The 23,371-nt window shown below is 69.2% G+C and carries 24 protein-coding genes and 3 pseudogenes; 10 read left to right on the top strand and 17 right to left on the bottom strand.

The window, feature by feature from the left end:
• Positions 1–2,181, bottom strand: a complete 2,181-nt coding sequence (locus tag IEY95_RS03465; RefSeq protein WP_189184296.1) for an MMPL family transporter — start codon at positions 2,179–2,181, stop codon at positions 1–3.
• A gap of 336 nt (positions 2,182–2,517) precedes the next feature.
• On the opposite strand from IEY95_RS03465, the gene IEY95_RS03460 reads away from it, so the two are divergent.
• Together IEY95_RS03460 and IEY95_RS03455 are read left to right on the top strand one after the other, a co-directional pair.
• Positions 2,518–3,693: a sensor histidine kinase gene (locus IEY95_RS03460; RefSeq protein ID WP_189184295.1), complete on the top strand. Its 1,176-nt coding sequence runs from the start codon at positions 2,518–2,520 to the stop codon at positions 3,691–3,693.
• Positions 3,668–4,339, top strand: a complete 672-nt coding sequence (locus tag IEY95_RS03455; RefSeq protein WP_189184630.1) for a response regulator — start codon at positions 3,668–3,670, stop codon at positions 4,337–4,339. Before IEY95_RS03460 ends, IEY95_RS03455 begins: the two co-directional genes overlap by 26 nt.
• An 80-nt stretch (positions 4,340–4,419) precedes the next feature.
• On the opposite strand, the gene IEY95_RS03450 is transcribed toward IEY95_RS03455, so the two are convergent.
• From IEY95_RS03450 to IEY95_RS50095, 3 genes and pseudogenes are all read right to left on the bottom strand, one after another.
• Positions 4,420–4,776, bottom strand: coding sequence for a flavodoxin family protein (locus IEY95_RS03450; RefSeq protein ID WP_229702571.1), 357 nt, complete (start codon positions 4,774–4,776; stop codon positions 4,420–4,422).
• A 310-nt stretch (positions 4,777–5,086) separates the two neighbouring features.
• Positions 5,087–5,218, bottom strand: a pseudogene (locus IEY95_RS50100) (amidase family protein); the annotation flags it as partial.
• Between the two features lie 1,469 nt (positions 5,219–6,687).
• Positions 6,688–6,819, bottom strand: coding sequence for a hypothetical protein (locus IEY95_RS50095; protein ID WP_268240408.1), 132 nt, complete (start codon positions 6,817–6,819; stop codon positions 6,688–6,690).
• Between the two features lie 101 nt (positions 6,820–6,920).
• On the opposite strand from IEY95_RS50095, the gene IEY95_RS03440 reads away from it, so the two are divergent.
• The 4 genes from IEY95_RS03440 (at position 6,921) to IEY95_RS03425 (ending at position 8,334) form a co-directional block, all read left to right on the top strand.
• Positions 6,921–7,139, top strand: coding sequence for a helix-turn-helix domain-containing protein (locus tag IEY95_RS03440; protein WP_189184294.1), 219 nt, complete (start codon positions 6,921–6,923; stop codon positions 7,137–7,139).
• Positions 7,140–7,323: 184 nt separating this feature from the next.
• Complete coding sequence (locus IEY95_RS03435) at positions 7,324–7,536, top strand: hypothetical protein (RefSeq protein ID WP_189184293.1); 213 nt, start codon at positions 7,324–7,326, stop codon at positions 7,534–7,536.
• Positions 7,537–7,546: 10 nt separating this feature from the next.
• Complete coding sequence (locus IEY95_RS03430) at positions 7,547–7,888, top strand: hypothetical protein (RefSeq protein WP_189184292.1); 342 nt, start codon at positions 7,547–7,549, stop codon at positions 7,886–7,888.
• Positions 7,889–7,914: 26 nt separating this feature from the next.
• Positions 7,915–8,334, top strand: coding sequence for a hypothetical protein (locus IEY95_RS03425; protein WP_189184291.1), 420 nt, complete (start codon positions 7,915–7,917; stop codon positions 8,332–8,334).
• Between the two features lie 524 nt (positions 8,335–8,858).
• On the opposite strand, the pseudogene IEY95_RS03420 reads toward IEY95_RS03425, so the two are convergent.
• From IEY95_RS03420 to sufC, 5 genes and pseudogenes are all read right to left on the bottom strand, one after another.
• Positions 8,859–9,321, bottom strand: a pseudogene (locus tag IEY95_RS03420) (histidine kinase); the annotation flags it as partial.
• Positions 9,322–9,516: 195 nt separating this feature from the next.
• The gene (locus IEY95_RS03410; protein WP_189184289.1) at positions 9,517–9,786 is read right to left on the bottom strand and encodes a hypothetical protein; all 270 of its coding nucleotides are present in this window, start codon (positions 9,784–9,786) and stop codon (positions 9,517–9,519) included.
• Positions 9,787–9,841: 55 nt separating this feature from the next.
• The gene (locus IEY95_RS03405; RefSeq protein ID WP_189184288.1) at positions 9,842–10,414 is read right to left on the bottom strand and encodes a YceI family protein; all 573 of its coding nucleotides are present in this window, start codon (positions 10,412–10,414) and stop codon (positions 9,842–9,844) included.
• A 950-nt stretch (positions 10,415–11,364) separates the two neighbouring features.
• Positions 11,365–11,937, bottom strand: coding sequence for a hydrogenase (locus IEY95_RS03400; RefSeq protein WP_229702536.1), 573 nt, complete (start codon positions 11,935–11,937; stop codon positions 11,365–11,367).
• A gap of 519 nt (positions 11,938–12,456) precedes the next feature.
• Entirely contained in the window at positions 12,457–13,221 is a 765-nt protein-coding gene (gene sufC / locus IEY95_RS03395) for a Fe-S cluster assembly ATPase SufC (RefSeq protein WP_189184286.1), read from the bottom strand.
• 663 nt (positions 13,222–13,884) lie between these two features.
• Between sufC and IEY95_RS03390 the strand changes: the two genes are divergently transcribed.
• Entirely contained in the window at positions 13,885–15,015 is a 1,131-nt protein-coding gene (locus tag IEY95_RS03390) for a site-2 protease family protein (RefSeq protein WP_189184285.1), read from the top strand.
• A gap of 231 nt (positions 15,016–15,246) precedes the next feature.
• Positions 15,247–15,717 (top strand): hypothetical protein, encoded by a 471-nt coding sequence (locus tag IEY95_RS48690; protein WP_229702535.1) that lies wholly within the window; start codon positions 15,247–15,249, stop codon positions 15,715–15,717.
• 54 nt (positions 15,718–15,771) lie between these two features.
• Here the strand turns inward: IEY95_RS48690 and merB are convergent, their stop codons facing one another.
• The gene (gene merB, locus IEY95_RS03380; protein ID WP_229702534.1) at positions 15,772–16,257 is read right to left on the bottom strand and encodes an organomercurial lyase; all 486 of its coding nucleotides are present in this window, start codon (positions 16,255–16,257) and stop codon (positions 15,772–15,774) included.
• A gap of 104 nt (positions 16,258–16,361) precedes the next feature.
• Here merB and IEY95_RS48685 point away from each other — a divergent pair.
• Positions 16,362–16,565, top strand: a pseudogene (locus IEY95_RS48685) (hypothetical protein); the annotation flags it as partial.
• Here the strand turns inward: IEY95_RS48685 and IEY95_RS03375 are convergent.
• The 7 genes from IEY95_RS03375 to IEY95_RS03345 form a co-directional block, all read right to left on the bottom strand.
• A complete protein-coding gene (locus IEY95_RS03375; RefSeq protein ID WP_189184283.1) occupies positions 16,471–17,487 on the bottom strand; it encodes a DNA-directed RNA polymerase subunit alpha in 1,017 nt (338 codons plus the stop codon). The pseudogene IEY95_RS48685 and the gene IEY95_RS03375 overlap by 95 nt on opposite strands.
• A gap of 142 nt (positions 17,488–17,629) precedes the next feature.
• Positions 17,630–17,818: a hypothetical protein gene (locus IEY95_RS03370; RefSeq protein WP_189184282.1), complete on the bottom strand. Its 189-nt coding sequence runs from the start codon at positions 17,816–17,818 to the stop codon at positions 17,630–17,632.
• A gap of 160 nt (positions 17,819–17,978) precedes the next feature.
• Positions 17,979–18,350, bottom strand: a complete 372-nt coding sequence (locus tag IEY95_RS03365) for a DUF2255 family protein (protein ID WP_189184281.1) — start codon at positions 18,348–18,350, stop codon at positions 17,979–17,981.
• Positions 18,351–18,487: 137 nt separating this feature from the next.
• The gene (locus tag IEY95_RS03360; protein ID WP_189184280.1) at positions 18,488–19,573 is read right to left on the bottom strand and encodes an NAD(P)-dependent alcohol dehydrogenase; all 1,086 of its coding nucleotides are present in this window, start codon (positions 19,571–19,573) and stop codon (positions 18,488–18,490) included.
• Positions 19,574–19,594: 21 nt separating this feature from the next.
• A complete protein-coding gene (locus tag IEY95_RS03355; RefSeq protein ID WP_189184279.1) occupies positions 19,595–20,479 on the bottom strand; it encodes an aldo/keto reductase in 885 nt (294 codons plus the stop codon).
• Positions 20,479–21,918, bottom strand: a complete 1,440-nt coding sequence (locus IEY95_RS03350; RefSeq protein WP_189184278.1) for an MFS transporter — start codon at positions 21,916–21,918, stop codon at positions 20,479–20,481. Before IEY95_RS03350 ends, IEY95_RS03355 begins: the two co-directional genes overlap by 1 nt.
• A complete protein-coding gene (locus IEY95_RS03345; protein WP_189184277.1) occupies positions 21,915–22,142 on the bottom strand; it encodes a hypothetical protein in 228 nt (75 codons plus the stop codon). Before IEY95_RS03345 ends, IEY95_RS03350 begins: the two co-directional genes overlap by 4 nt.
• 305 nt (positions 22,143–22,447) lie before the next feature.
• On the opposite strand from IEY95_RS03345, the gene IEY95_RS03340 reads away from it, so the two are divergent.
• The gene (locus IEY95_RS03340) at positions 22,448–23,362 is read left to right on the top strand and encodes a helix-turn-helix transcriptional regulator (RefSeq protein ID WP_189184276.1); all 915 of its coding nucleotides are present in this window, start codon (positions 22,448–22,450) and stop codon (positions 23,360–23,362) included.
• Positions 23,363–23,371: the final 9 nt, after the last annotated feature.

The following is a 23,371-nucleotide window of genomic DNA, read 5'->3' as shown; positions in this document are numbered from 1 at the left end:
TCAGCTGCGCTCAGGGCGTTCGATGGACACCTTGGGCAGTCTCCGGGCCAGCGGTGCGGGGAGCCACCAGGCCCACTTGCCGAGCATCTGCATGACGGCGGGGACGATGAGGCACCGGATGACCACGGCGTCGAGGAGGATGGCGACGGCCAGACCGAGCCCGAACTGCTGGAGCATCCGGTCGGAGCTGAGGACGAACGCCCCGAAGACGAACATCATGATGGCCGCGGCGGCGGTGATGACCTTGCCGGTGGAAGCCAGTCCCTCGCGTACGGACTGCGAAGGGTCTTTGGTGCGTGTCCATTCTTCGTGGATGCGTGAGATGAGAAAGACCTCGTAGTCCATGGAGAGCCCGAAGACGATCGCGAAGACCAGCGCCGGGATGAACGCCTCGATGGGGCCCGGCTGCGCTCCGAACCAGCCGTGCTGGAAGACCAGAGTGATCACACCAAGCGCCGCGGAGATGGACAGCAGATTCAGTAGGGCGGCCTTGACGGGGATCCAGACGGACCGGAAGACCAGCAGGAGCAGCAGGGAGGAGACGCCGACGACGACGGCGACGAACAGGGGCAGCCGGTTCGCGAGTGCCTCCGAGACGTCCTGGGAGGCAGCCGTGGCACCGCCGACCAACACCTCGGCGCCGGTGGCCCGTTCCAGGGGCGGGGCCACGTCGTCGCGCAGGTGGTGGACCAGGTCCGCGGTCCCCTCGTCCTGGGGTGCGGTTGTCGGGTAGACGAAGACCGTGGTCAGGGCGCCGTCCGCGGAGGGCATGACGGGGCTGGCCTCGGCGACGCCGTCGGTGGCGGCGAGCTTTTCCTGGACGGTCCTACCGGCTTGCTGATCGCCCTTCACCAGGACGATGAGGGGACCGTTGAAGCCGGGGCCGAATCCTTCGGCGAGCAGGTCGTACGCGTGTCGGGAGGTGGTCTCCTCGGGGTCGTTGCCGGAGTCGGCGAAGCCCAGGCGGGTGCCCAGCGCCGGTGCGGACAGGGCCAGGAGCGCGATCACGCCGACGACCAGAGTGGGGAGCGGGCGGCGCTGCACGGCGCGTGCCATGGCGCGCCAGCGGTTGCCTTCGGTCCTGCCCTTCTCGGTGGCCTTGGCCTGCTGCTTGAGCACATGGCGTTGGATGCGCCTGCCGAACAGTGCCAGCAGGGCGGGCAGCAGCACCAGGGAAGCGGCCATGGTGATCAGGACGGTGACGGCCACCGCGAGGGCGATGCCCTGCAACGAGCCGAGGCCGAGGGCGACCAGGCCCAGCAGGGCGACGATGACGGTGCAGCCGGCGAAGAAGACCGTGCGGCCGGCGGAGTCGAGGGCCCTGCGTCCGGCTTCCGCGGGCCGGTCCCCGGTCAGGAGCTCATGGCGGTAGCGGTAGAAGATGAGCAGGGCGTAGTCGACGCCGACGCCGAGGCCGACGAGCATCAGGATGGGCGGGGTGAAGTCGGCGACGGTGAAGACGTGCGAGGCCAGGGCGATCAGACCGATGGCGCCGCCGACGGCGAACAGCGCGGTGATCAGCGGCAGTGAGGCCGCAAGCAGTGAGCCGAACAGCAACACCAGGATGACAAGGGCGGCCGCGATCCCGGTGAGCTCGGCGGTCGGGCCCGACTTGTCCTCCGCGTTGCGTGCGGCCTCGCCCCCCACCTCGACCTGGAGGTGCTCGGTCGCGATGCCCTGCGCGATGTCGATGATCTTGGCGATGTCTTCCTTGGGGACGTCTTCCGTCTTGCCCTCCAGGGTGACGGAAGCGTAGGCGATCGTGCCGTCCTTGGACACCGCCGAGGTATCGGCGAACGGGCTGCGTACGTCGGCGACCCCCGCCATGTGTTTCACTTCGGCCAGCATCGGCTCGACGACGGGTCGGGCGCTCTCGATGCCGGCGGTGTCCTTGAAGACGATGTCGACGCTGTCGCCCGCCTGGTCACTGCCGTGCTTCTTGAACAGGTCGGTGGCCGCCTGGGAATCGGTGCCCGGCAGCGAGAAGTCGTTCTGGTACGCGGAGCCGGCCGCCGTGGAGCCCAGCGTGATGGCGGCCACGACGGCCACCCAGAGCACGAGGGCGGCCCAGCGACGACGTTGTGCCCAGCCGGCCAGGGCACCGAACCGTCCGGGCGGCGCGGTTCCGCCCTGTGGCTGGGGCGGGGCGAGGGGCGCGGCGGAGCCGCGGGGGGAAGACATGATGCCTACCTCGGATTCGAGCGAGTGTTGCCTGGGGTCACCGCCACGCCCACGGCCGTTCCGGCGACAGCACCGGCCACGAGTGCGCGGGCGATGGCGGCACCGGGCCGGGTGGGAGTGGGGGACGACGACATGCCCTCGATCGTGCTCGCGCATCCCGGGCGCGGGCGTCGGCCCACGGCTGACAGTCGGCTTGCACCATCGGCGGGAGGCAAGGGCCGTGCCGTACACCATCAGATGTACGTCCCGGGCGCCGCGTACATCTCCAGCACGCACCTGGACGCACATGGGGATTCAGATCCCCGGGCTCGACCGCGCCACAGGCAGAATGAAGCAATGCCACACCTCGACGTAACCCGCTTCCGCCTGCCCACAGGGCCCCGTGCCGACATGATGCTTGCCGCGCTCGTGCTGGTTCTGACAGGCGTGGCCGAGGGGCAGCGACTGGGCTCGGACTGGGACGCGTCCACGTCGGTGGTCGTCTCCTGGCTCCTTGCGGTGGCGGTGTGTGTGCCGCTGCCGCTGCGTCGCAGCCACCCGGTGGCGGTGGGTTGGTTCACCGTCCTCGGCACGGGTGTCTACTACCTGCTGAGTTCGGTCGACGGTCCGCTCGTCGTGATCCCGATCGCCGCGCTGTACACGCTGGCGGCGCAAGGACGCATCCACGCATCGGTCGCCATGGCCGCGGTGATGATCGTCGGGGTTGGCGCTGGAGCTCTGGCCGGTACCGGAGACGTGAGCGGTACGGCCGTCTTCATGCTGACCGGCTGGCTGGTCGCGGTGGTGGCGCTGGGCGCGATGCGCCACGGCCGGGTCGCCTACGCCAAGGAGGAGGCGAGGCTGCGGGCCACGCAGGAACGGCTGCGTATCGCCCGGGAACTGCACGACGTGATCGGCCACAACATGTCGATGATCCACGTCCAGGCCTCTTCCGCCCTGCACCGGATCCAGAAGGACCCAGGCCAGGCGCAGGAAGCGCTCGCTGCAATCAAGCAGGGCAGCAAGGAAGGCCTGCAGGAGCTCCGTGCCACCCTCGGCGTACTGCGGCAGGTCGACGAACAGGCTCCCACCGCTCCCTCGCCGGGGCTGTCCAGGGTCGACGAGCTGGTCTCCTCAGCAGCCCGAGCCGGCCTGGATGTACGCATCCAGCAGACCGGAGCACCCTTCACGCTGCCGGCAGCGGTGGACTTCGCCGCCTATCGCATCGTGCAGGAATCACTGACCAACGCCGTCAAGCACAGCGGTGCCGAGCACGTCGTCGTCCGGATCCACCACGGGGACAGGGAACTTGCGCTCAGCGTCGAAGACGACGGCCAGGGCGCGGCCCGAGCCGCGGACGGGGAAGGCAGCGGGATCGCGGGCATGACGGAGCGGGCGCATGCTCTGGGCGGAACCCTGAGCGTCGAGCGTGGCAGCGCGGGCGGATTCGGCGTTCTGGCCCGGCTACCGTTCTCAGACCACCACGAGCCGATCGGCGGAGCAACTGATGATCAGGATCCTGCTGGCGGATGACCAGCGCCTCGTGCGGGCGGGGATCCGCGGCATCCTCGACGACGAGGACGACCTGCAGGTGGTCGCCGAGGCCGCCGATGGTCAGGTCGCCCTCGCGGCCTGCCGCGAACTGCAACCCGACATCGTGCTGATGGACATCCGCATGCCAGTCATGGACGGGCTCGAAGCCGCCCGTCGCATCGCGGCCGATGAGCAACTGGCGGCGGTCAAGGTGGTCATGCTGACGACCTTCGACCTCGACGACTACGTGTACGAGGCGCTGCGCGCGGGCGCCACGGGGTTCCTTGTCAAAGACACCGAGCCGGCAGAACTCCTGCACGCGGTGCGCGTCGCTGCGCGGGGCGACGCGCTCATCAGCCCCTCCGTCACCCGCCGGCTCATCGCCGAATTCGCCAACCGCCCGGACAACACCCGGGAGCCCGACCACCGCCTCGGTGCCCTGACCCGCCGCGAACGCGAGGTCATGCGGCTGATCGCCGCTGGATGCACCAACAACGAAATCGCCGCACGACTGGTGGTCTCGCCTCTCACCGCGAAGACTCATGTCAGCCGCATCATGGCCAAACTCGGCGCCCGGGACAGGTCTCAAGTCGTGGTCATGGCCTATGAGTACCGCATGGTCAGCCCCGGTTGGCTCACGCGCTGAATCCCCGGCTGCCGTCGCTGGTCCGTCGCGCTGTCTGCCTTGCTCGACCACTAGTCTCTCAGGCCGCGAGTTCGGTGCGGTCAGCGCGGAAGAACGCGGCCTGACGTGCGACGCGTGCGCCAAGGCCCTCGGCGGTGGGCGACGTCGGAGTTGTGGACGGCCTCCGGGCCTGTATCGACCGGGGTCCGGGCGCCGGCGCCGACGAAGTAGCCGGGCGTACCAGCGCTTGCCGCGGGCCTCGGCATCGGCAAAGTCGTGGCAGGCAGCGGACACGATGCCCAATGTTCCTCGGTGATCGCGTCAACGGCTACGGAGGTCACCTCGGCGCCGGCGTCCACCGCGCCGCGAGCCACGGCCTCGGCGAGGACGGCGGTGTGGCCGTGGCCGGAATGGAAGGCGAAGGCGACGGCGACGGTGGGACGGTCGGAACCGGACATGCTGGTGGTGCTCCCCGAAAAGGGGATTGCGGGGGTATGGCTGCCTGGCCTGGCACCGGAAAGCCCGCTGTGTGTGGGCGGAGGAAGACGTGTGCCTCCGTACGGGATCGTCCGAGGCGAACGGCCGTGCCATCCCATCCCTGGGTCTGCTGCTACCTGCCCCGAATTGCCCGCATGCTGCCGCAGATCGCTGTACCGGCCCGCAGCCCGAATCACCCTCGGCACATGGTTCTAGAACACTGCGAGGTCGATGCCTGTGCCACCCCGCGGCCTCGTAGACGGCGGCCGCGCTCAGGACGGCGTCGGCGTGGTGCGGCCCGATGACCTGGAGCCCGATGGGCAGACCCTCTTTCGTCAACCCGCAGGGCACGGTGAGGGCCGGATGACCGGCGTGGCTCGGGGGTTCGGTGAAGCAGTGGAAGTCGTAGTCGGGTTCCTTCACCGGCTGCCCGTCCACCGTGACCGGGCTGCCATCGGGGCCGGGGTGGGGGGTAAGGCGGCCATCGTGGAGCCCGCGCAGTGGCGCAAAGTTCTGCTCTGGTCGCTAAGTGCAGCCAGTCTGTCGGGTTGCCTGGAGTGCAAGAGAGCCCCCAGGCAACCGACTTGAGGCTCTAGAAGAAGCCGAGCTTCCGAGGACTGTAAGAACAAAGAATGTTCTTCGTCTGCTGGTGGTACAGCGGTTTCATGCCTCTGACCTGTATGTATGCACCGTCGATAGGGGAGTTGGCAGGCTCCGGCCCACGTATGGTCCGGATCTTGGTGGGGCGACGCAGGCGTACGTGGGACGGCGTCTATCGGCGGGCCGGAGTAAGGTTGCGTCGCATTACTGGCGAGGGCTCGCTCCAGCGCGTCCTCGTCGCCGCTGACGCTGCGGGGGCGCGTGCCCCCGTCCTCTGGCAAAGCCCCGACCCCAAGTCGCTTCCGGCCCCTATCCTCCCTACCTGGGCCACCGTACGGTTGGTCGAGGTCCAGGTCGAACGCGGGCCCGCAGTATGCCCGATCCACACCGCACTCGGTCTGCCCGAGCACTGGCCGACCGGCGACGCCTTCCCCCGACGCCGCTGGAGCAACCCGAGCTGACGGCAGCGGCGCCACCAGCCTCGGCTTCTTCGCCTTGTAGCGATCACCGCGTGCCGCCGATGCTGCCTCTCTCTGGCCAGTCCACCGCGCCGACCACGCCACACGCAGCCATTCATGGCGAGCCCCAGGGCTAAGCTGAGGGGTTCCTTCGCTGTGGGAGAAGAACGGGCAGCACACGCCCAGGCTTCGGCGGGATCCTGACTTGCTGCCCTGCCTGTAGAGGTCTACTTTGCATTTTGGTCCCTTCTCCGTCCTGTAGGTACCCGACCGGAGACAATGCTCCCGACATGGGTGATCTGACTGCCGCGCATCGCGGATACGATCGGGCGGTAGAGACCCATGCTCCCGCTGCCAGGGGCCGACCTGCCTATACGGACGCGACGCCCAGCTCGTGTGCCTCGCCTGCCGGGCGAGCGAGGAACGGGCCGCCGGGGACGCACCCGCTTCGGGCCCTCGTGCGCCCCGGTCTCCGAGTCCTCGCCGCCCTGCGCCTTCACCCACTGAATGCTGAAAAATTTACCCAAATCCTATTGACTCGTGGCATATCTCGTGCAGTGTGGTGACTAGACCACAACACCGAAAGAGCCACAAAGTCGGTGAGGACGTCTAGTCGGCGGAGTGACTTGGACAGGATGTGGTTCAGGCCCCCGGCAAGCCGGCGCGATACCGAGGCAACAGTGACGACTGAGGCTTCAGGACACGCGCAGCACTACCGGGGACTGTTTTGCCCTCGGAGCCTTCGCGCGGGCCTGACCGCGGCGCGAAGGTTCCGCCGCGCCTGCGCTCCGCGGAACCGAAGAGCACCGAGCCTGTTCCCTGCGGCCGGATCGGTCAGTCTGCATCGATGTCGGGCTGGATCTCCACGGTGAAGGCCGCGTCCTCGGGGCCGTCGCCTTCCTCGTCCTCCCAGACAATCACGCGTACGTGCCTCTGCCCGGTGCCGCGCACCTCCCACTCGGTCACCAGGTCGGTGACGACGAGGGCGGCGACGTACTCGGCGGCCTCTTTGGGATCGTCGGTGATGAGGGTCCCTCGCCACCGCTCGGGATGGCCGCCGGATCTACATGCTGCGGCGTGCCGCCGGCGCCCGTGCTGCCAAGGAAGCCCGCGGACTGCCGACCGGACGGCCCGCGAAGCTCAACGCGACTACCCGCGCCGGAGCCGCCCAGCGGATCAAAGACGGCGCTATCCCCGAACAGGTCGCCGCAGAGCTCGGCGTCAGCCGCTCCAGGCTGTACCGAGAGCTACGCAAGCACCGCGAGAGCACCAGCCACGAAGGCTGATCAGTGATCCAAGCCGCATCCCTGCTGGTCAGCGGTATCCGTTGTTTCGCAGCGAGTACTACCGGGACCCCAACACCTTGCGACGCTTGCTACCGATGACGGAGTCTGGTCGTAGTCGTCCACAGGCACGGGTGGAGTACACAGCTGCCCTACCTTGCTGCTCCTGCGGTCCGCGGGGTGCGAAATGAAAGTCGAACTGATCCAACAGGCTGCCAACGTGCTGTTCGGCGTCCCGGACGAGGTGCATGAGGAGATCATCACGCTCATCACTGCTGTGACCCGGGCCCCGAATCTACAGGCCCCGGAGCTGGCCGCAGTATTCGGTGAATGGTGCTGGCTTGTCTACACCAGCCACGGTGACGTGATCGAAGTGCTGGACGTCGGCTGCGCCCGGTGACGTCAGCGGCGTGCTGGGCCTGTGCGTGGTCTTCCTCGGGGCCGTGTTCAGCGGCACCTGGCTCGTACTCATCGGCTGGTTCGTGATCGCCTCAGCGACTGCGGAGAGCGGGCAGGCCACGCTCCAAGTACTCCTGCGGGGCGTCCCAGTGCCCGAGGCCATGACCGCCAGCCCTCTCGTGGCCGCAGCCGACACCACCGTCTCCGGCTTCCTCGCCGAGCCCGCTTTCCGCTACCGTCACTCGGCCTTCCCCGTCACCGGCAAAATGCCGTGGGGCGCCGACCGCATTTGGGGTGCCTCCCATCCGGTGCCGACAGGACGTCCCCGCTTATGGCCCCGCGGTGAAGCCTGAGGGAGTATGGAGGAGAGGGAATAACGATGGCGCGGATCCTCGTCAAGGGCGACGACCTCGTCGTACGTCTGTCGTGGTGGGAGAAGGCGGCCGCAGGCCGCGGCACAGTGCGCGTGCTATTGGCGGCGGTGTGCCGGGTGACGGTGGAATCCGACTGGTGGCGCGCCCTGCGCGGAGTCGCTCAGCGCGGCGTCTGGATTCCCGGTGCGCTGTGCATCGGCACGCGGGGCCACCACGGCGGAAAGGATTTCGTGGCGGTACGGCCCGGCAGGCCCGTGGTGTGCATCGAACTGTGGCCCACGGCTCCTTTCAGCCTGATCGCTGTCTCCGTGCGGGACGACGCCGAGGCCACGGCACGATGGCTCTGCCGTCTGGCACCGAAGATCGACTCTTCCACCTGTTGGCGGCAGGCTATTCCCGTGCCTGAGGAGACAGACCATTCCTGAAGAGATCCGGCCATGAATGAAAGCCGCTGAGTGAGCGGTGCGGAGGAGCAGTCATCAGGGTCGTGACTCTTTCGCCCCCGAAGGCTGCTCATCCGCCTCGGGAGGCCGGTCGTACGCGCGCAACAGTGTTCGAAGCGGCGGTTGTTGATGGACTACCAGTCGCAGAGGCATTGTGCGTACCAGGGCAGGAGAACCCAGACGCTGTTGCCGGCCCGCTGAGTGACCTCGGCGCTGCGCGGTGGCGGAACGGCACGCCGACGACTCGCAGCGCTGATCGGCGGGCTGCTCCTTCCAGTTGGTGAGACGATCGCCGTCGCCTCCACGGGCGCATGGCCAGGCAGACGTCCACTGCCGTGGTGGCCTGTCCCGGTCGGCGAATCGCCTGCGCCGACCCTCTTCCGCCTCGGCTATGAAGTCGCCGCGGTCGGCAGGTCCCGCTGAACCGTCGACGCGCGACCGTTGGCCAACGGCAGCGTGAGAACCACTGTGAGGCCGCCGCCGGGCGTGTCCTCGGCGTTGAGGGTGCCGCCGAGGGCCACGGGGGCTACCTCGTCGGGTCCACTTCGCGGATCAGCGGGGTGCCGGTGCCGGTCTGGTGGCGGGACATATCGAGGCGGTTGTCTACCAGGTGTTCGAGGCGGTCGGCGCCCTCCTCGATGGCCGCGAGGAGACCGATGCCTTGATCCCGGCGAGTGGCGTGCGCCGGTCGTGGCTGACGGCGGCCGGCAGGGCGGTGCGGATGAGGTTGCCCCCGGCCAGTTCCTCGGCCTGGTCGGCCTCGGACTGCAGGCGCTGGCGGTCCAGGACGACCGCCGCCTGGGCGGCGAACGCGGCGAGGATGCGGCGGTCCTCGGCCGGCAGCACGCGGCCGGTCAGCGCGAGCGCCACGTGGTCTCCGACCGGTACGTCCACGTCTGCGTCTTCCGGCCGCTCCAGCTCGCGTTCCAGGCCCACCCGGCCCGCGCATGTCCACGGCGCCACGTCGCTTGGAAGTAGTTCGACAGGGCCGCGTCCACCTTGTCCGGCTTGTAAATGCCGCCGTGCGCCATACGGCGGCGCAGTGCCGGAGGCGACATGTCGACCAGCTCGATCTGGTTGGACAGTGCTCGATACGCCGTTGCAGCAACGTGGCCGGTGACCGGGCATGGCGACGCAGCGACGTCAGGGTAGTCGGCACACCGGTCAGGTTTCCATCACGGCATCGCAGTCGGGGCAGAGCACGGATGCGTACTCCTCGGGATACCAGTGAGTCTCAGGGTGTTCAGAGGGCTTCCAGCAGGTCGTCTCCATGGCGAAGGTGTCCTTGCCGCAGAGGGTTCGCGGTCCAGTCGCGGTGGGCGCCCCCGGGGCGGTGGGCGCCGCGTGCACGCGGCGGACGGGCCGTTCCTCGCCACGCGGTACACGCGTGGCCACCGCCTTGCTGAGCTCGTACACGACGAGGATCTCGCCCATGCCTCCACGATAGGCGGCTGAACGCCCGATCCGACCGCAGCAGCCAGCCGGGCGGCTACCGAGGCCCGTCTGCCGGTTCGAGGCGGGCCACTTCGAACTCCATTCGGACCTCGTCGGCCAGCCGCAACGCGCCCAGGAACGCGGTGTATGGCTTGATTCCCCAGGTGGACTGCGTGACGGTCGCCCAGCCGGACAACAGCCCGTCTCCGTTTCCCTTCCCGTGCACCGTCGCCGGGTGGGGCCGGCCCTTGATGGTGAGGTCCCCGGTGATCTCGAAGGACTGCGGTGTTCCCGTGACACGGGTGGAACGGAAGGTGATCGTCGGGTGTTCCGCGGTGTGCAGCAAAGTCTTGTCCGCCAGCGTCCGTTCGATCTCGGCCCGGTCGGCGTCGGTGAGCGTCTTCAGCCCGCCCGTTCCCTCGCGGACTTTCAACGAGCCCGTCTCGATGCTCACACTGACCGACGAGCTGTCCGGGGCGCCGACGACCAACACCACCTCCCCGGACCACCGGGTGGCCTCGATTGTGAGATCGTGCCCCGCCCTGCGGCCCAGCCCGGCGCGGCCGGTCTTGATCAGGAGGCGGGCGGTCGAGGGCCCGAGCCGGTACGTTCCGTCTGTCAGCGTCACAGCACCGAGGGTATGAGGCGGATGCGGGCCGGGGCATCGAGGCAGCCCGGTCGGCGTGTCCCCTGTCCGCTTGCCGAGCTGGTGGGCGATGAGCAGCGCGCGGGTCTACCGATCCGTACGGACCAGGCCACCGTGGCCCCTTCGGACCTGCGCCGGGAGGAGGCCGACCAACTCGCCACACTGCACAGGCGGGCTAGCGAGGCGCCAGTCCGGCCGGCCCGCTGGGCAGCGTACCGTCGCGGCGGCGCACAAGGGCGTCGCGTCCAGCCACCAGCCACCGGTGATGCGCGAAGCAACGGCCTGACGCACAAGGCTGAACGACCGGTGGGCCCGGGCCGTCCATCTCTGGTCCGGTGGTCACCCGCGTGACGTCTGCCTGCGAGACAACACAGTCAGCCATGCCGTTTCACCACCAACGACGCATCGCTGTCCGGGCGTAAGACCACCGATCTACAGGAGGGCATGGCGGGTGAAGGCCCGCGCTGCCGGCACGGGGGAGGGCTACGCCGACCCGCTTCAGCCGACCGCCGCGGACCTGGGGCCCTGGGCCGAAGAGGCTGCCCGCCAGGCGGAGGTGATCGCTCGGTGCAGGCGGGCAAGTTCGCGGTCGAAGTGGCTTCCGACGGACGCCGCGGTGCTAGGTGTGCACCGGCACCAGGCCGACCTTGGTGCCGAAGCCGAGCACCGCAAGCACGAAGGACAGCCGCACCCCGCGCAGGCCGCGTACACGAACGCCGTGGCCAGAACGAACGACAGGGCCTCCGCGCGCAAGAACCCGGCGTGCAGGTCCCGGCGCTCCGCATCGGGGACGAGCGCGAAGGCCGGGCCGGGGCAGGCGAGCCCGGAGACGACGGTGAGGGCCTGGGCTACCCACACCGGGGCCACGAGCGCGGCCCGGCCGGGATGAACGGCACCAGCGCCAGCAGGATCAGAACAACGGTCACTCCCGCTCACCCCCTCAGCAGCGTCAGCGACTCGGTGGACAGGGACTTGGTGCGGTGATGGTGTACGCGCATCAGCACGTCGAACACGACCATGGCCACCAGCGGGTCGAACAGGAACGCCACTTCGATGATCATCGGAATTCCGGCGGCCACCACCAGCGAGGCCAGCGACACCCCGTTCTCCAGCGAGAAGAAGGTGACCGCCTGCGACACCACGTCCCGGCGGACAATCATCAGCACGAACGCCACCGGCACGATCGCCACCGACAGACCGAGCGAGGTGTGCGGCAGGAAGCGGCTGCGGATGTCGAGCGAGCCGACCGCGAAGAACCCGAACCCGGCCAGCGCCAATGACAATGCCAATGCCAGCAGCGTCGCGGACGCCACGCCCAGCGCCCCCGATCCGGCGATTTCGACCTGGGCGTCCCGCCGCAGCCGGGTGACCCGCTCGCCGGCCACGATTACCGACAGCCCGGACACCAGCAGCGACTGCACGGCGTGCAGGCGCACTTGAGAGCGGGACAGCGTGGCCCGCAGCATTGCGAACTCGGTCAAAGCCCCCGTGATCTCACGTACCACCTTCTGACGCCTGCTCACCGTTCGCCGCCCGGAGCACCGACAGCGATCTCCCTTCTGGAGTGGGGCATCGCCGTCGGTCCTGTAGCAAAAATGCCAGGGGGCGGACCCGACTGCCACTCTTGGCTCGCTCGCTGCTGGCCGGGGTCGCCCACTGTGACTTGGATTGGCGTGCGGATGCACATCACCTGACGGGCAGAAACTGCGCCGGTCACCCCTGCCGGTCGGTTATGGGCGCCCACCCGGCCAGACCAATGGACATCATGTAGACAGCTCGGCGTCATCATTTCCGCAGGCGCGGGATACGACCTCAACACCCGTACCACGACGGCGCCGTACCTACGACCGCGACGTTCGACCGCAGCTGGACCACCGCAAACTGCCCGCCCCTCTGCCTGCGCGCGCCACTGGTGAGTCGACGGTCCCGTAGTGACCGGCGCGGCAGGGCCCGGCGTCCCCGGTCCCGGTGCCCGAACGACCTCCTTGACGCAGTCGACGTCCGGCCTGCATGAGGTGGGACGGTCAGCCGTCGCCGACGCCCTTGACGTATCCCTCGTATCCCTCCTCCTCCAGTTTGTCCGCGAGCTCCGGGCCGCCGGATTCGATGATCCGGCCCTCGGCGAAGACGTGGACGTGGTCGGGGTGGACGTAGCGCAGGATGCGCGTGTAGTGGGTGATCAGCAGTGTGGCGGTCTGCCCGGTGGCGCGGACCCGGTTGACGCCCTCGGACACGATGCGCAGCGCGTCGATGTCCAACCCGGAGTCGGTCTCATCAAGGATCGCGATGCGCGGATTGAGCAACTCCAGCTGGAGGATCTCGTGGCGCTTCTTCTCCCCGCCGGAGAAGCCCTCGTTGACGTTGCGCTCGGCGAAGGACGGGTCGATCTGGAGCCTCTCCATCGCCTCGCGGACCTCTTTCAACCAGATGCGCAAGCGAGGGGCCTCGCCGCGGACAGCCGTGGCAGCGGAGCGCAGGAAATTGGACACGGAGACGCCGGGGACCTCGACGGGGTACTGCATGGCTAGGAAAATCCCGGCGCGGGCTCTCTCGTCGACCTTCATCGCCAGCACGTCCTCCCCGTCCAGGGTGACCGTGCCGGAAGTGACCTTGTACTTGGGGTGGCCGGCGAGGGCGTATGCAAGGGTCGTCTTGCCTGATCCGTTCGGCCCCATGATCGCGTGAGTGTCACCTTGCTGCACGGTCAGGTCGACCCCGCGCAGGATCTCGCGCGGACCGGTGTCGGTCTGGACCGAACAGTGCAGGCCGTGGATCTCCAACGTTGCCATGGCGCACCTCACCGCCTTGAAATGCACGGAATGTGGCTGACGCATCAGCCCGGCTCCCGAGCGGGGCGGGGCTAAGCCGCGCGTTGGCCGTTGGCCTCCTCGCCAGGGCGGTTCCACGGGCCGGCGACGCGGGCGCCTTGTCCGCACCGGCCGGTGCAGCATGGTCCTGCCCGCTGGACCCCGGACACCCACACCGCGATCACCGCGCGCTGCTCAGCGGGCCACCGCGCGGGATACCTGTTCATCGCCTCGCCTTCCCTCCGCGCGCAGAGAGCCTGGCGCTGGCCAACGTCACTTCCAGCATGCCGCGCCGCCCGGCCAGGTGCGCGTTGCGCGACGGCGGCCAACCCGTTGGCGATCGGGTCCTGGGCCGCGGTTTTCGCGGGCACTTCCGCGACGGGCGTGACGGGCAGTGCTGGGCAATGCGGCGGGGCTCCTCGGCAGGATCGGGGCGGACGCCTGAACCTGGGCGACGGCCGTCGCCGCCCGGCCCTACTCGGCAGAAATCTCGTCTATGCCCTCGATTACCACGTCCTCGGTTACGCGGCTCCCCGGAGCAAGACTGTAAGTGAGGAGACACCGCGCAGGCCCGGTCGCGCGGAGGGCGCCGTGGCCCACCGGCACGCGTGGACGGACGCACGCTCAGTCGTGCAGGAGACAGCGATGAACAACGCGCCGCAGATCGGGCGAGTCCTTGGGGTGCCCCTGCGCCTCCACTGGAGCGTGCCCGTGCTGGTGTTCCTCTTCGGCTACAGCCTGGGCGGCCAGACCCTTCCCGCCTGGGCCCCGGGACATTCCCAGGCCGCCTACACACTCGGCGGACTCATCGGCGCCCTGCTGCTCCTGCTGAGCCTGCTGGCTCACGAGTCCGCGCACGCCGTCACAGCCCGGCGCAAAGGCATTCCCGTCCACGATGTCACCCTCTGGGCCCTCGGGGGCATGACCGAGATGGGCAGGCCCCCCGCACCCGGCGCGGCCTTCGTCGTGGCCGTGATCGGACCGCTCACCAGCCTGATCGTCGGCGGAGCGGCGCTCGGCGCAGGGATCGGACTCGACACTGGACTCGGCTGGAAGGTGCCCGCGGCCGTCCTGGTGTGGCTCGGCTGGACGAACCTCCTGCTGGGAGTGTTCAACCTCCTGCCCGCCGCACCGCTCGACGGCGGCCGGGTGGTGCAGGCCGCGGTGTGGTGGCGCACCGGAGACCGGGAGCGGGCCGAACGAGCAGCCGGCCGCAGCGGCCAGGTGCTCGGCACGCTGTTGATCGCCCTCGGTTTGATCTCCCTCCTGCGCGGCGCGGTGGGCGGTTTGTGGCTGGCGTTCGTCGGCTTCTTCATCCTGATCGCCGCCAACCTCGAGCGGCAGCAGGCCGCCCTGGCCGAGGCCGTGGCCGGGCTGCGGGCCGCCGACGCCATGTCCACCCCCGTGGAGACCGCCCCCGACTGGGTAACGGTGCAGAGCTTCATCGACGGGCCGACGTTGAATACACGCCACTCGGCGCTGCCGCTGCTCGACTTCGAGGGCCGCCCCAGCGGCCTGCTTCATCTGTCGCAGCTCGCGAAGATTCCCACGGCGCAGCGGGAGACGCTGCGGCTGCGCGACGCGGCGACTCCCCTGTCGCAGTGCAGCACCTGTGCCCCGGTCGACCTCCTGGAGGACACTCTCAGGAATCTCCGACTGGGCGGCGGCGTACGCATTCTCGTTATCGACGGCCAACGCCTCACCGGCATCATCACCGCACGCGACGTCATCCGCCTCGCCCAGCGCCACCGGCTGCGCAGCGGCGGGTCCGGCTGAGGACCGTCCGTGCCATCCCCGAGTCGGCGCTCGCGCGGCTCCTACACGGAGAGTGAGATTGTTACCGGGATGTGTGGCGTCCCGTGCTGACGTCGGCCGCCTGCTTGGCAGCGGTGCGCGATCCGATCGGCGGCCCCAAGCGGTTCATGGATCTGATGGCCCGGCTGGGCGGCGTCATCCCCAAGATCCTCACCCGGCTGCTGCGTGAGCTGGAGGAGAATGGAGTGCTGCGTGCCGAGCGGGTCAGCGGGCGGCGCGATTTGGTACCAACTCACCCAGGCGGGGGCGGAACTTGGGCCGGTGGTGGACGCGCTCAGCTGGTGGGGGATGCGGCACGCCTGGCGCCCGCCCCGCCCCGGGGAGCCGCTGCACATCGAGCATCTGCTCCGCGCGAACGTCGAGGCCATCGCACGCACCGGGCACGACCGCGAACACGCCTGTCGGCAGCTGGACTTCGGGCCGGACGGCCGCTACGTCATCGAGGGCGGCGAGGACGGATGGCGCCTGGAGGACGGCCTGGCCGCACGGCCGCCGGACGTGACCGTCACCGGCCCCGCGGCCGCCTGGCCCCACTTCACCATGGAGCCGACCGCATTCCGCGCTTCCGCACTCGGTTTCGCGCTCACCGGTCCCGCCCCCGCCCGCGCCCGCTTCCTGCGCCTACTGCGCGCGTTCCCCCGTACGGTCGGGCAGGACACCTGATCCCGGCAAAGGCCCCGGTCCACGAGCCGCTCGCGCAGGGCCGCCACGCTGCTGTCACCGCCCGCTCTCGCCACTCCGGCCGCGTTCAGCAGCAGCCGGTCTCGGCGGTGCCGGAGCGGGTCTGCTCGATGAGGGGGCGTTCGACGTCGTAGGCGTCGGCGACGGGCAGGACCCGGGCGCCGGGATGCTGGTCCAGCCAGCCAGCCAGCCAGCCAGCCAGCCAGCCAGCCAGGCAGGCAGGCAGCCAGCCAGCCAGGCAGCCAGCCAGCCCTTGGCCGCGTCGGCGCCGGCGCCGACGCCAGCGAAGAAGTGGAATTGGTTGCAGAAGGACGCACGGACCGTGGTCGGCGCGTCGGGGGTGACGATGGAGACCACGGCGGTGGCCGGCTCCACGGCCGTGGGTCCGTCGGGCGTCGCGGTGAGGCGGACCGGGTCCCCGGTGGCCGGGCATGTGGAGGTGACCTGGGCGGTGTGGCCGAGGAGGGCGGGGAAACCCCGGCCGGGGTCGCCTTGCGCCAGACCAGCTGGGGTGACGGGCACAGCAGGCAAGGCCGGACGCCGGTGACCGCCGGCCGGCCGAGCAGCGGGTTGTACGTGAAGTGCCGGAGCTGCGCCGCTTTGTCGCCGGCTGCCTTCGCCAGGTTTTGTGCGCGGGCGCGGATCCGGCCGAGGTCGCCCAGCGGGCAGGGAACAGCGCGGAGGTTCTCCTGTCCCCGTACGCGAGGTGTCTCTATGACCGGCGCAGCGCAGCGTTCAGTATTGCTCCGTCTCCACGAAACCCGCGTCCGCGTCGTCGTCCGCACCGAGTGCGGCGGCGGTCGGGTCGAATCCGGGCGGGCTGTCCTTGAGGCCCAGGCCCATGCCGGCGAGCTTCGCCTTGACCTCGTCGATGGACTTCGCACCGAAGTTGCGAATGTCGAGGAGGTCGGCCTCGGAGCGGGCGACGAGCTCACCCACGGAGTGGACGCCCTCGCGCTTGAGGCAGTTGTACGACCGGACGGTGAGGTCGAGGTCCTCGATGGGCAGTACCAGGTCGGCGGCGAGCGCGGCGTCCGTGGGGGTCGGGCCCATGTCGATGCCCTCGGCGTCGATGTTGAGCTCGCGGGCGAGCCCGAACAGCTCGACCAGGGTCTTGCCGGCCGACGCCATGGCGTCACGCGGTCGCATGGCCTGCTTGGTCTCGACGTCGACGATCAGCTTGTCGAAGTCGGTGCGCTGCTCGACACGGGTCGCCTCGACCTTGTAGGTGACCTTGAGCACCGGCGAGTAGATGGAGTCGACCGGGATGCGCCCGATCTCCTGACCGACCTGCTTGTTCTGAACGGCGGAGACGTAGCCGCGACCGCGCTCGACGGTCAGCTCCATCTCCAGCTTGCCCTTGCCGTTGAGCGTGGCGAGGACGAGGTCGGGGTTGTGCACCTCGACACCGGCCGGCGACGCGATGTCGGCGGCGGTGACCAAGCCCGGGCCCTGCTTGCGCAGGTACATCACGACCGGCTCGTCCTGCTCGCTGCTCACGACGAGCTGTTTGATGTTGAGGATCAGGTCGGTGACGTCCTCCTTGACGCCCGGCACGGTGGTGAACTCGTGCAGAACGCCGTCGATGCGGATGGATGTGACTGCCGCACCGGGGATCGAGGAGAGGAGGGTCCGGCGCAGGGAGTTGCCGAGGGTGTAGCCGAAGCCCGGTTCCAGCGGCTCGATCACGAACCGGGAGCGGAACTCGTCGACGACCTCTTCGGTCAGGGACGGACGCTGAGCGATCAGCACGTGGTGTTGCCTCCAGTGGTTTGGCGCCCGCTATGTGACGCCGTAGACACCATGAAGGGTACGGGCGATACGGGCGATACGGTCTCCGTAGAGGCCGAACCGCCCGTCTCCCCGAGTCAGCGAGGAGGCTTCGGGCCTCCCTTCATGGGCGGGCAGTCGCAGTCGTGGCCGCCTCCGCGACGTACACCGCCCGCTGCAGGTCGTCCACGGTCGGCGCCCCCTCGGTCCGCCCGTCCGGGCTGCGATACAGACGGCAGGAGACGGAGGCGGCTGTACCCGGCGCGGCGAAGAGGTCGGCGCCGTCGATGAGCACGGTCGGGGAGCCGGCCATGCCGAGCCGTGCGGCCTGCGCCTCGTCGGCGACCTCGAAGTCGGCTGCTGGATCTTTGGGTCGGCGACGTCCTCGACGCGTACATCTTGGGCGGCATGCATCAGGGTGGCTCGCATGAGCGGATCTCCTCTGATAGAGGGAGTGGGGGAGGGAGCTGGTGTCAGCGAGGTTCGAGGCGGAGGGTGGACTCGCGGGCGCGGTCGGTCAGCACGTGCTCGACGATGCTCGTGTACCGGCCGTACTTCTCCCGATAGGCGGCGTCCACGGCCGCGTGATCTGCAGGATCGGCCTCGCGGAAGGTGACGCTCCGCTGTACGCCGCCGGCGTCGATGCGGCCCTGGTGGCGGGACTGGGTGCCCCGGTACCAGGGGCCGGCAGTGCCCTTGACCGAGCGGACGTAGAGGTGGTCGCCGGCGCGGACGACCCACATGGTCACGGGGTCGCGCAGGGTGCCGTCGGCCCGCTCGGACTCCAGGTCCAGCTCTTCCGCCGCGCCGACCTTCGCCAGGTCCGCGTCGTTCCAGTGCATCATGGTCGTTCGTCCAGGCTGGTCACGGGCCTCGGGGTGGGTATCCGAGGACGGTGCGGGGTCGGCGTCCGCGTTCGCCGCATCTGCCGGGCGTCCTGGGGGTGGTCTGCCTTGGGGCAGAGCACCCCCAGGACGGTGGCTCAAGCCTTCAGTTCGGCGAAGGTCGCTCCGTCGATGACGAACCGGTAGCGGACGTCGGAGGCGAGGATCCGCTCGTAGGCGGTGTTGATGTCCTGGGCGCCGATCAGTTCGATCTCGGCTGTCACGCCGTGCTCGGCGGCGAAGTCGAGCATCTCCTGCGTCTCGGCGATGCCGCCGAACAGCGAGCCCGCGTAGGCGCGGCCGTTCTGCAACAGGGGGAAGACATCCAGCGGCATCGGCTGTGTGGTCACGCCGACGCTGACCATGGTGCCGTGCAGGCGCAGCATCCCGAGGTAGTCCTTGATCGCCACCGGTGCGCTGACGGTGTTGAGGATGATGTCGAAGGTGTTGGCCAGGTCGGTGAAGGCGGACCCGTCGCCGGTGACGGCGTAGTGGTCGGCGCCGAGGGCGGCTGCGGCCTCGCGCTTACGGTCGGACTGCGAGAGGACGGTGACCTCGGCGCCCATGGCCTTGGCCATCTTGACGCCGAGGTGGCCAAGGCCGCCGAGGCCGCCGATCGCGACCTTGGTGCCCGGCGCGGCGCCGTAGCGCTTGAGCGGCGCGTAGACGGTGATGCCCGCGCACAGCAGCGGCGCCGCGGCGGCCGGGTCGAGGCTGTCGGGGACGCGGACGACGAAGTCCTCGGGTGCGACGATCGCCTCGGAGTAGCCGCCTTGGGTGTGGGTGCCGGGCTCGGCCGGGTCGGGGTTGCCGAAGACCAGGGTGTGGCCGTTGAGGCAGTACTGCTCCTGCCCGGCTCGGCAGTTCTCGCACTCGCGGCAGGAGTTGACCATGCAGCCGATGCCGACGAGGTCGCCGACCTGGTGGCGGGTGACCGCGGATCCGGTCTCGGCGACCCGTCCGACGATCTCGTGGCCGGGAATGAGCGGGCTGGTAGGCAGCGGGCCGAACTCGCCACCGACGAAGTTCATGTCGGAGTGGCAAATGCCGCAGTACAGGATGTCGAGCTTGACGTCGTGCGGGCCGACGTCGCGGCGCTCGATGGTGAGGGGGACGAGCGGCTGACGCACATCGTGGGCGCCGAACGCCTTGACGGTGGTGGGCACAGTGAATCCTTTGTGCATGGTGATGCTTGAGCGGGTGGGTCAGGCTTCGGGGATGGCGCGTCCGTAGTTGGCGAGGGTGACGTTCTCGGGATCGGGGCCGCCGCGCCGACCGGTCTCCAACGTGTCCAGGGCGGTGAGTTCGTCTGCTGTGAGCTCGAAGTCGAAGACGTCGATGTTCTCGGCGATGCGGGTGCGCTTGGTGGACTTGGGGATCACCGAGCGGCCCTGCTGGAGTCCCCAGCGCAGCAGCACTTGGGCGGGGCTCTTGCCGTGCGCCTCGGCGATGCGGGTGACGGCCGGGTCCGCAAGGACGCTCTTGCGGTCCTCGCCATAGCCCGGGTAGAAGGTGATCCCTCCGATCGGTGACCACGCCTGGTTGAGGATGTGGTGCTGGTCGTCGAAGTCGAGCACGGCGCGCTGCTGGAAGTAGGGGTGGATCTCCAGCTGGTTGACCGCCGGCACGACGGAGGTGGCGTCCAGCAGCGTGGTCAGGTGGTCGACCATGAAGTTGCTGACGCCGATGGCTCGCACCTTGCCGTCGGCCAGGAGCTCTTCCAGGGCGCGGTAGGCGGCAAGGGTCTTGTCGAACTCGGAGGGCAGGGCCTGGTGCAGGATCAACAGGTCGATACGGTCCACCCCGAGCTTTGCGGCGCTCTTCTCGAAGCCGTGCAGGGTCTCGTCGTAGCCGTAGTCGCTGATCCAGATTTTGGTCTCGATGAAGATCTCGTCGCGCGGCACACCGGAGTCGCGGATGGCATGGCCGACCTCGCGTTCGTTGCCGTAGGCGGCGGCGGTGTCGATGTGCCGGTAGCCGAGGTCGAGCGCGGCCTTGACAGCGGCCTGGGTCTCATCGGACGGGGTCTGGAAGACACCGAGTCCGAGGGCGGGCATCTCGACGCCGTTGTTGAGGGTGAGGGTCTGCATCACAGGGACCTTTCATGGTGAGTAGCCCGTGCGGGCACGGTGAGGGCGAGGACGGTCACGACCGCCAGCGCGAGCAGCACGGCGGAGCCGGTCAGGGCCGTTCCCGAGCGGGCCGCGATGTCTGCGGCCGCGTGCCCGGTGGAGACGGAGGCGGCGACGGAAGTCAGGATGCTCAGGCTCAGTGCGCTGCCGATCTGGTGCACGGTGTTGACCAGGCCCGATCCGGCCCCCGCGTCCGCGGGGGCGACGCCGTCGGTGCCGCTGGAGGTCAGCGGGGCCAGCGTCAGGCACTGGCCGGCGCCGATCAGCACCATGGGCAGGGCCACGCCCGTCAGATAGGGGATGTGCAGGTCGAGGCGGCTGAGCCACGCCATGCCCAGCGTGGTCAGGACAACCCCGGTCAGGAGCACCAGCGGCCGTGCGGCCCGTTCCAGCAGCCGCGGGACCTGGACAGCGAAGACGAAGTTGACCAGCGTCATCGGCAGGAACGCGAGGCCGGCCTGCAGCGGCGTCCAGTGGTAGACGCTCTGCACAAACTGCGCGGTGAAGAAGAACCCCATCATCGCGCCCATGTAGAGCATCCGGGCGAGGTAGGCGCCGGAGCGCTCCCGGCTGGCGAACAGCCGCAGCGGCACGATCGGCTGCGCGGTTCGCCGCTCCACCCGGACGAACAGCCCGAGCAGCACCACGCCAGCCACCAGCGGCACCAGGGTCAAGACAGCGGTCCAGCCGAAGTCGGCGGCGTCGACGATGCCGAGGACCAGTGCGGTCGAACCCAGTGTCGCCAGCACTGCCCCGGCGATGTCGAAGCGGCCTTGCCGGCGTTCGGTCTCGGGCAGGAACCGCAGGGCCAGCACCACCATCACGACGCCGACCGGCACGTTGAGCAAGAACCCGGCCCGCCACGAGATCAGGTCGGCGACCAAGCCACCGACGACCAGGCCGAGCGCGGCGCCGAGACCGGCGACGGCGCTGTAGGCGGCCATCGCCCGGTTGCGGGCCCGGCCCTCGGCGAAGCTGCGCGTCAGAAGGGACAGCGCGGACGGGGCCAGCACCGCAGCCCCGATGCCCCGGAACGCGCGTGCGCCGATCAGCCACCACTGGGTCTGCGCGGCGCCCACCAGGAGCGAGGTCAGGGAGAAGACGACCAGGGAGAACAGGAACACCCTGCGGTGTCCGAACAGGTCACCGACCCGGGCTCCCAGCAGCAGCAGTCCGCCGAAGACCAGGACGTAGGCGTTGGTGATCCAGGACAGGCCGGTCTCGGAGAACCCCATGTCGGAGCGGATCTGCGGCAGCCCGGTGAAGACGATCGAGTTGTCGAGGATCACCATGTAGTAGCTGACGCAGATGATCGCGAGGATCAGCGTCGCGTGGACCGGCGTCCCGTTGGGTCGCGCCGCCGCAGGTGCCGACGCGCGCTGTGCGGTGGTGGTCATCGCGTCAGCAGCCCCATCGTCAGCGTCCCGCCGTCGGTTCCGGTGATCGCCCACGCGGCGGACGATGCGCCGGCGAGGCGCGCAGAGGCGTCCACCGTGCTGATCACAGGCTGCCTGGTCACAGCCGCACCAGCACCTTCAGGGCGTTGAGCTTCCTTGAGGTACGGGTCGACGCTATGTCCGGCGCGGACGTCGCCGGCTTTGTACATGAGTGCTGCGCGCACGATGTTCCTTCAGGTCGGTTTCATCGGGCCCATTGAGGACTTGCAGCCCTTGGCCTTCTCCAGACAACCGCGGGCGGACGCGCAGGTGGGAGTCACTCCTTTTCCAGGTAATGGCAGTACCTCGCAGGCGTTCACCGACGCACCTACCGTGAGGGTGCAGGCCAGATCCACACCGCCCGAGCAAGAGGAGGTCCCCGCGCCCTTGGCCGCCCATGCCGAAGCTGTCGCCCACCCCACGTTCGACGCCGACCGGTCCGAGGACACGCCCGCCGACGCGTTGCCCATCAAGCTCCAGAGGTCTGACCATGACTGAGAGTGACAAGAAGAAGAACCTGGCCGCCGAGGTCCGCGAGTTCCTGAGCACCCGGCGCGCTCGGATCACTCCGGAGCAGGCCGGGTTGCCGGTCTTCGGCGGGAAGCGCCGTGTCGCGGGCCTGCGCCGTGACGAGGTTGCTCTGCTGGCGGGCATGAGCGTGGACTACTACGTCCGGCTGGAGCGCGGAAACCTCAGCGGAGCCTCCGACTCGGTCCTCGAAGCTCTCGCGCACGCTCTGCAGCTCGACGAGGCCGAGCGCACCTACCTCTACGACCTGGCCCGTGCGGCCACTCCCTCAAGTCGACGGCCCACGGTGACCGCTTCCCGGGTGCGGCCGACGATCCTGCGGCTGCTCGACTCCATGACCGACGTACCGGCATACGTCCGCAACGCACGGTTCGACATCCTGGCCACCAACAGACTGGGCCGCGCGCTGTACGCACCCGTCTTCGACTCGCCGCTGTTCGCTCAGCGCGGGCCAGTCAACAGTGCTCGTTTCATGTTCCTGGACCCCGCGAGCAGGGAATTTTGGGTCGACTGGGACAAGGGCGCCGACGACGCAGTGGCCTTCCTGCGGACCGAGACGGGCCGGGCACCGCACGACAAGGCGCTGACCGATCTGATCGGAGAGCTGACGACGAGGAGTGCTGACTTCGCCAGCCGGTGGGCGCGCCACGATGTGAAGTTCCACCGTTCGGGCGTCAAGAACCTGCACCATCCGCTGGTCGGCGATCTCGCCCTGCCCTACGAGGCGATGGACCTGCCGTCAGACCCCGGCCTCCGGCTCAACTTCTATACCCCTGAACCGGACTCGCGAGAGCGGGAGGCACTCGGTCTCCTCGCCAGTTGGGTGAGCACCGGAACGGCCGTCTCCTCCGGGAGCGACCGGCCAGGGAACGACTGACTAGACGGA

It is taken from the genome of Streptomyces albiflavescens (assembly GCF_014645835.1).
In the GTDB taxonomy this organism is placed as follows: domain Bacteria; phylum Actinomycetota; class Actinomycetes; order Streptomycetales; family Streptomycetaceae; genus Streptomyces; species Streptomyces albiflavescens.
This window is presented reverse-complemented; position numbering and strand designations above follow the sequence as displayed.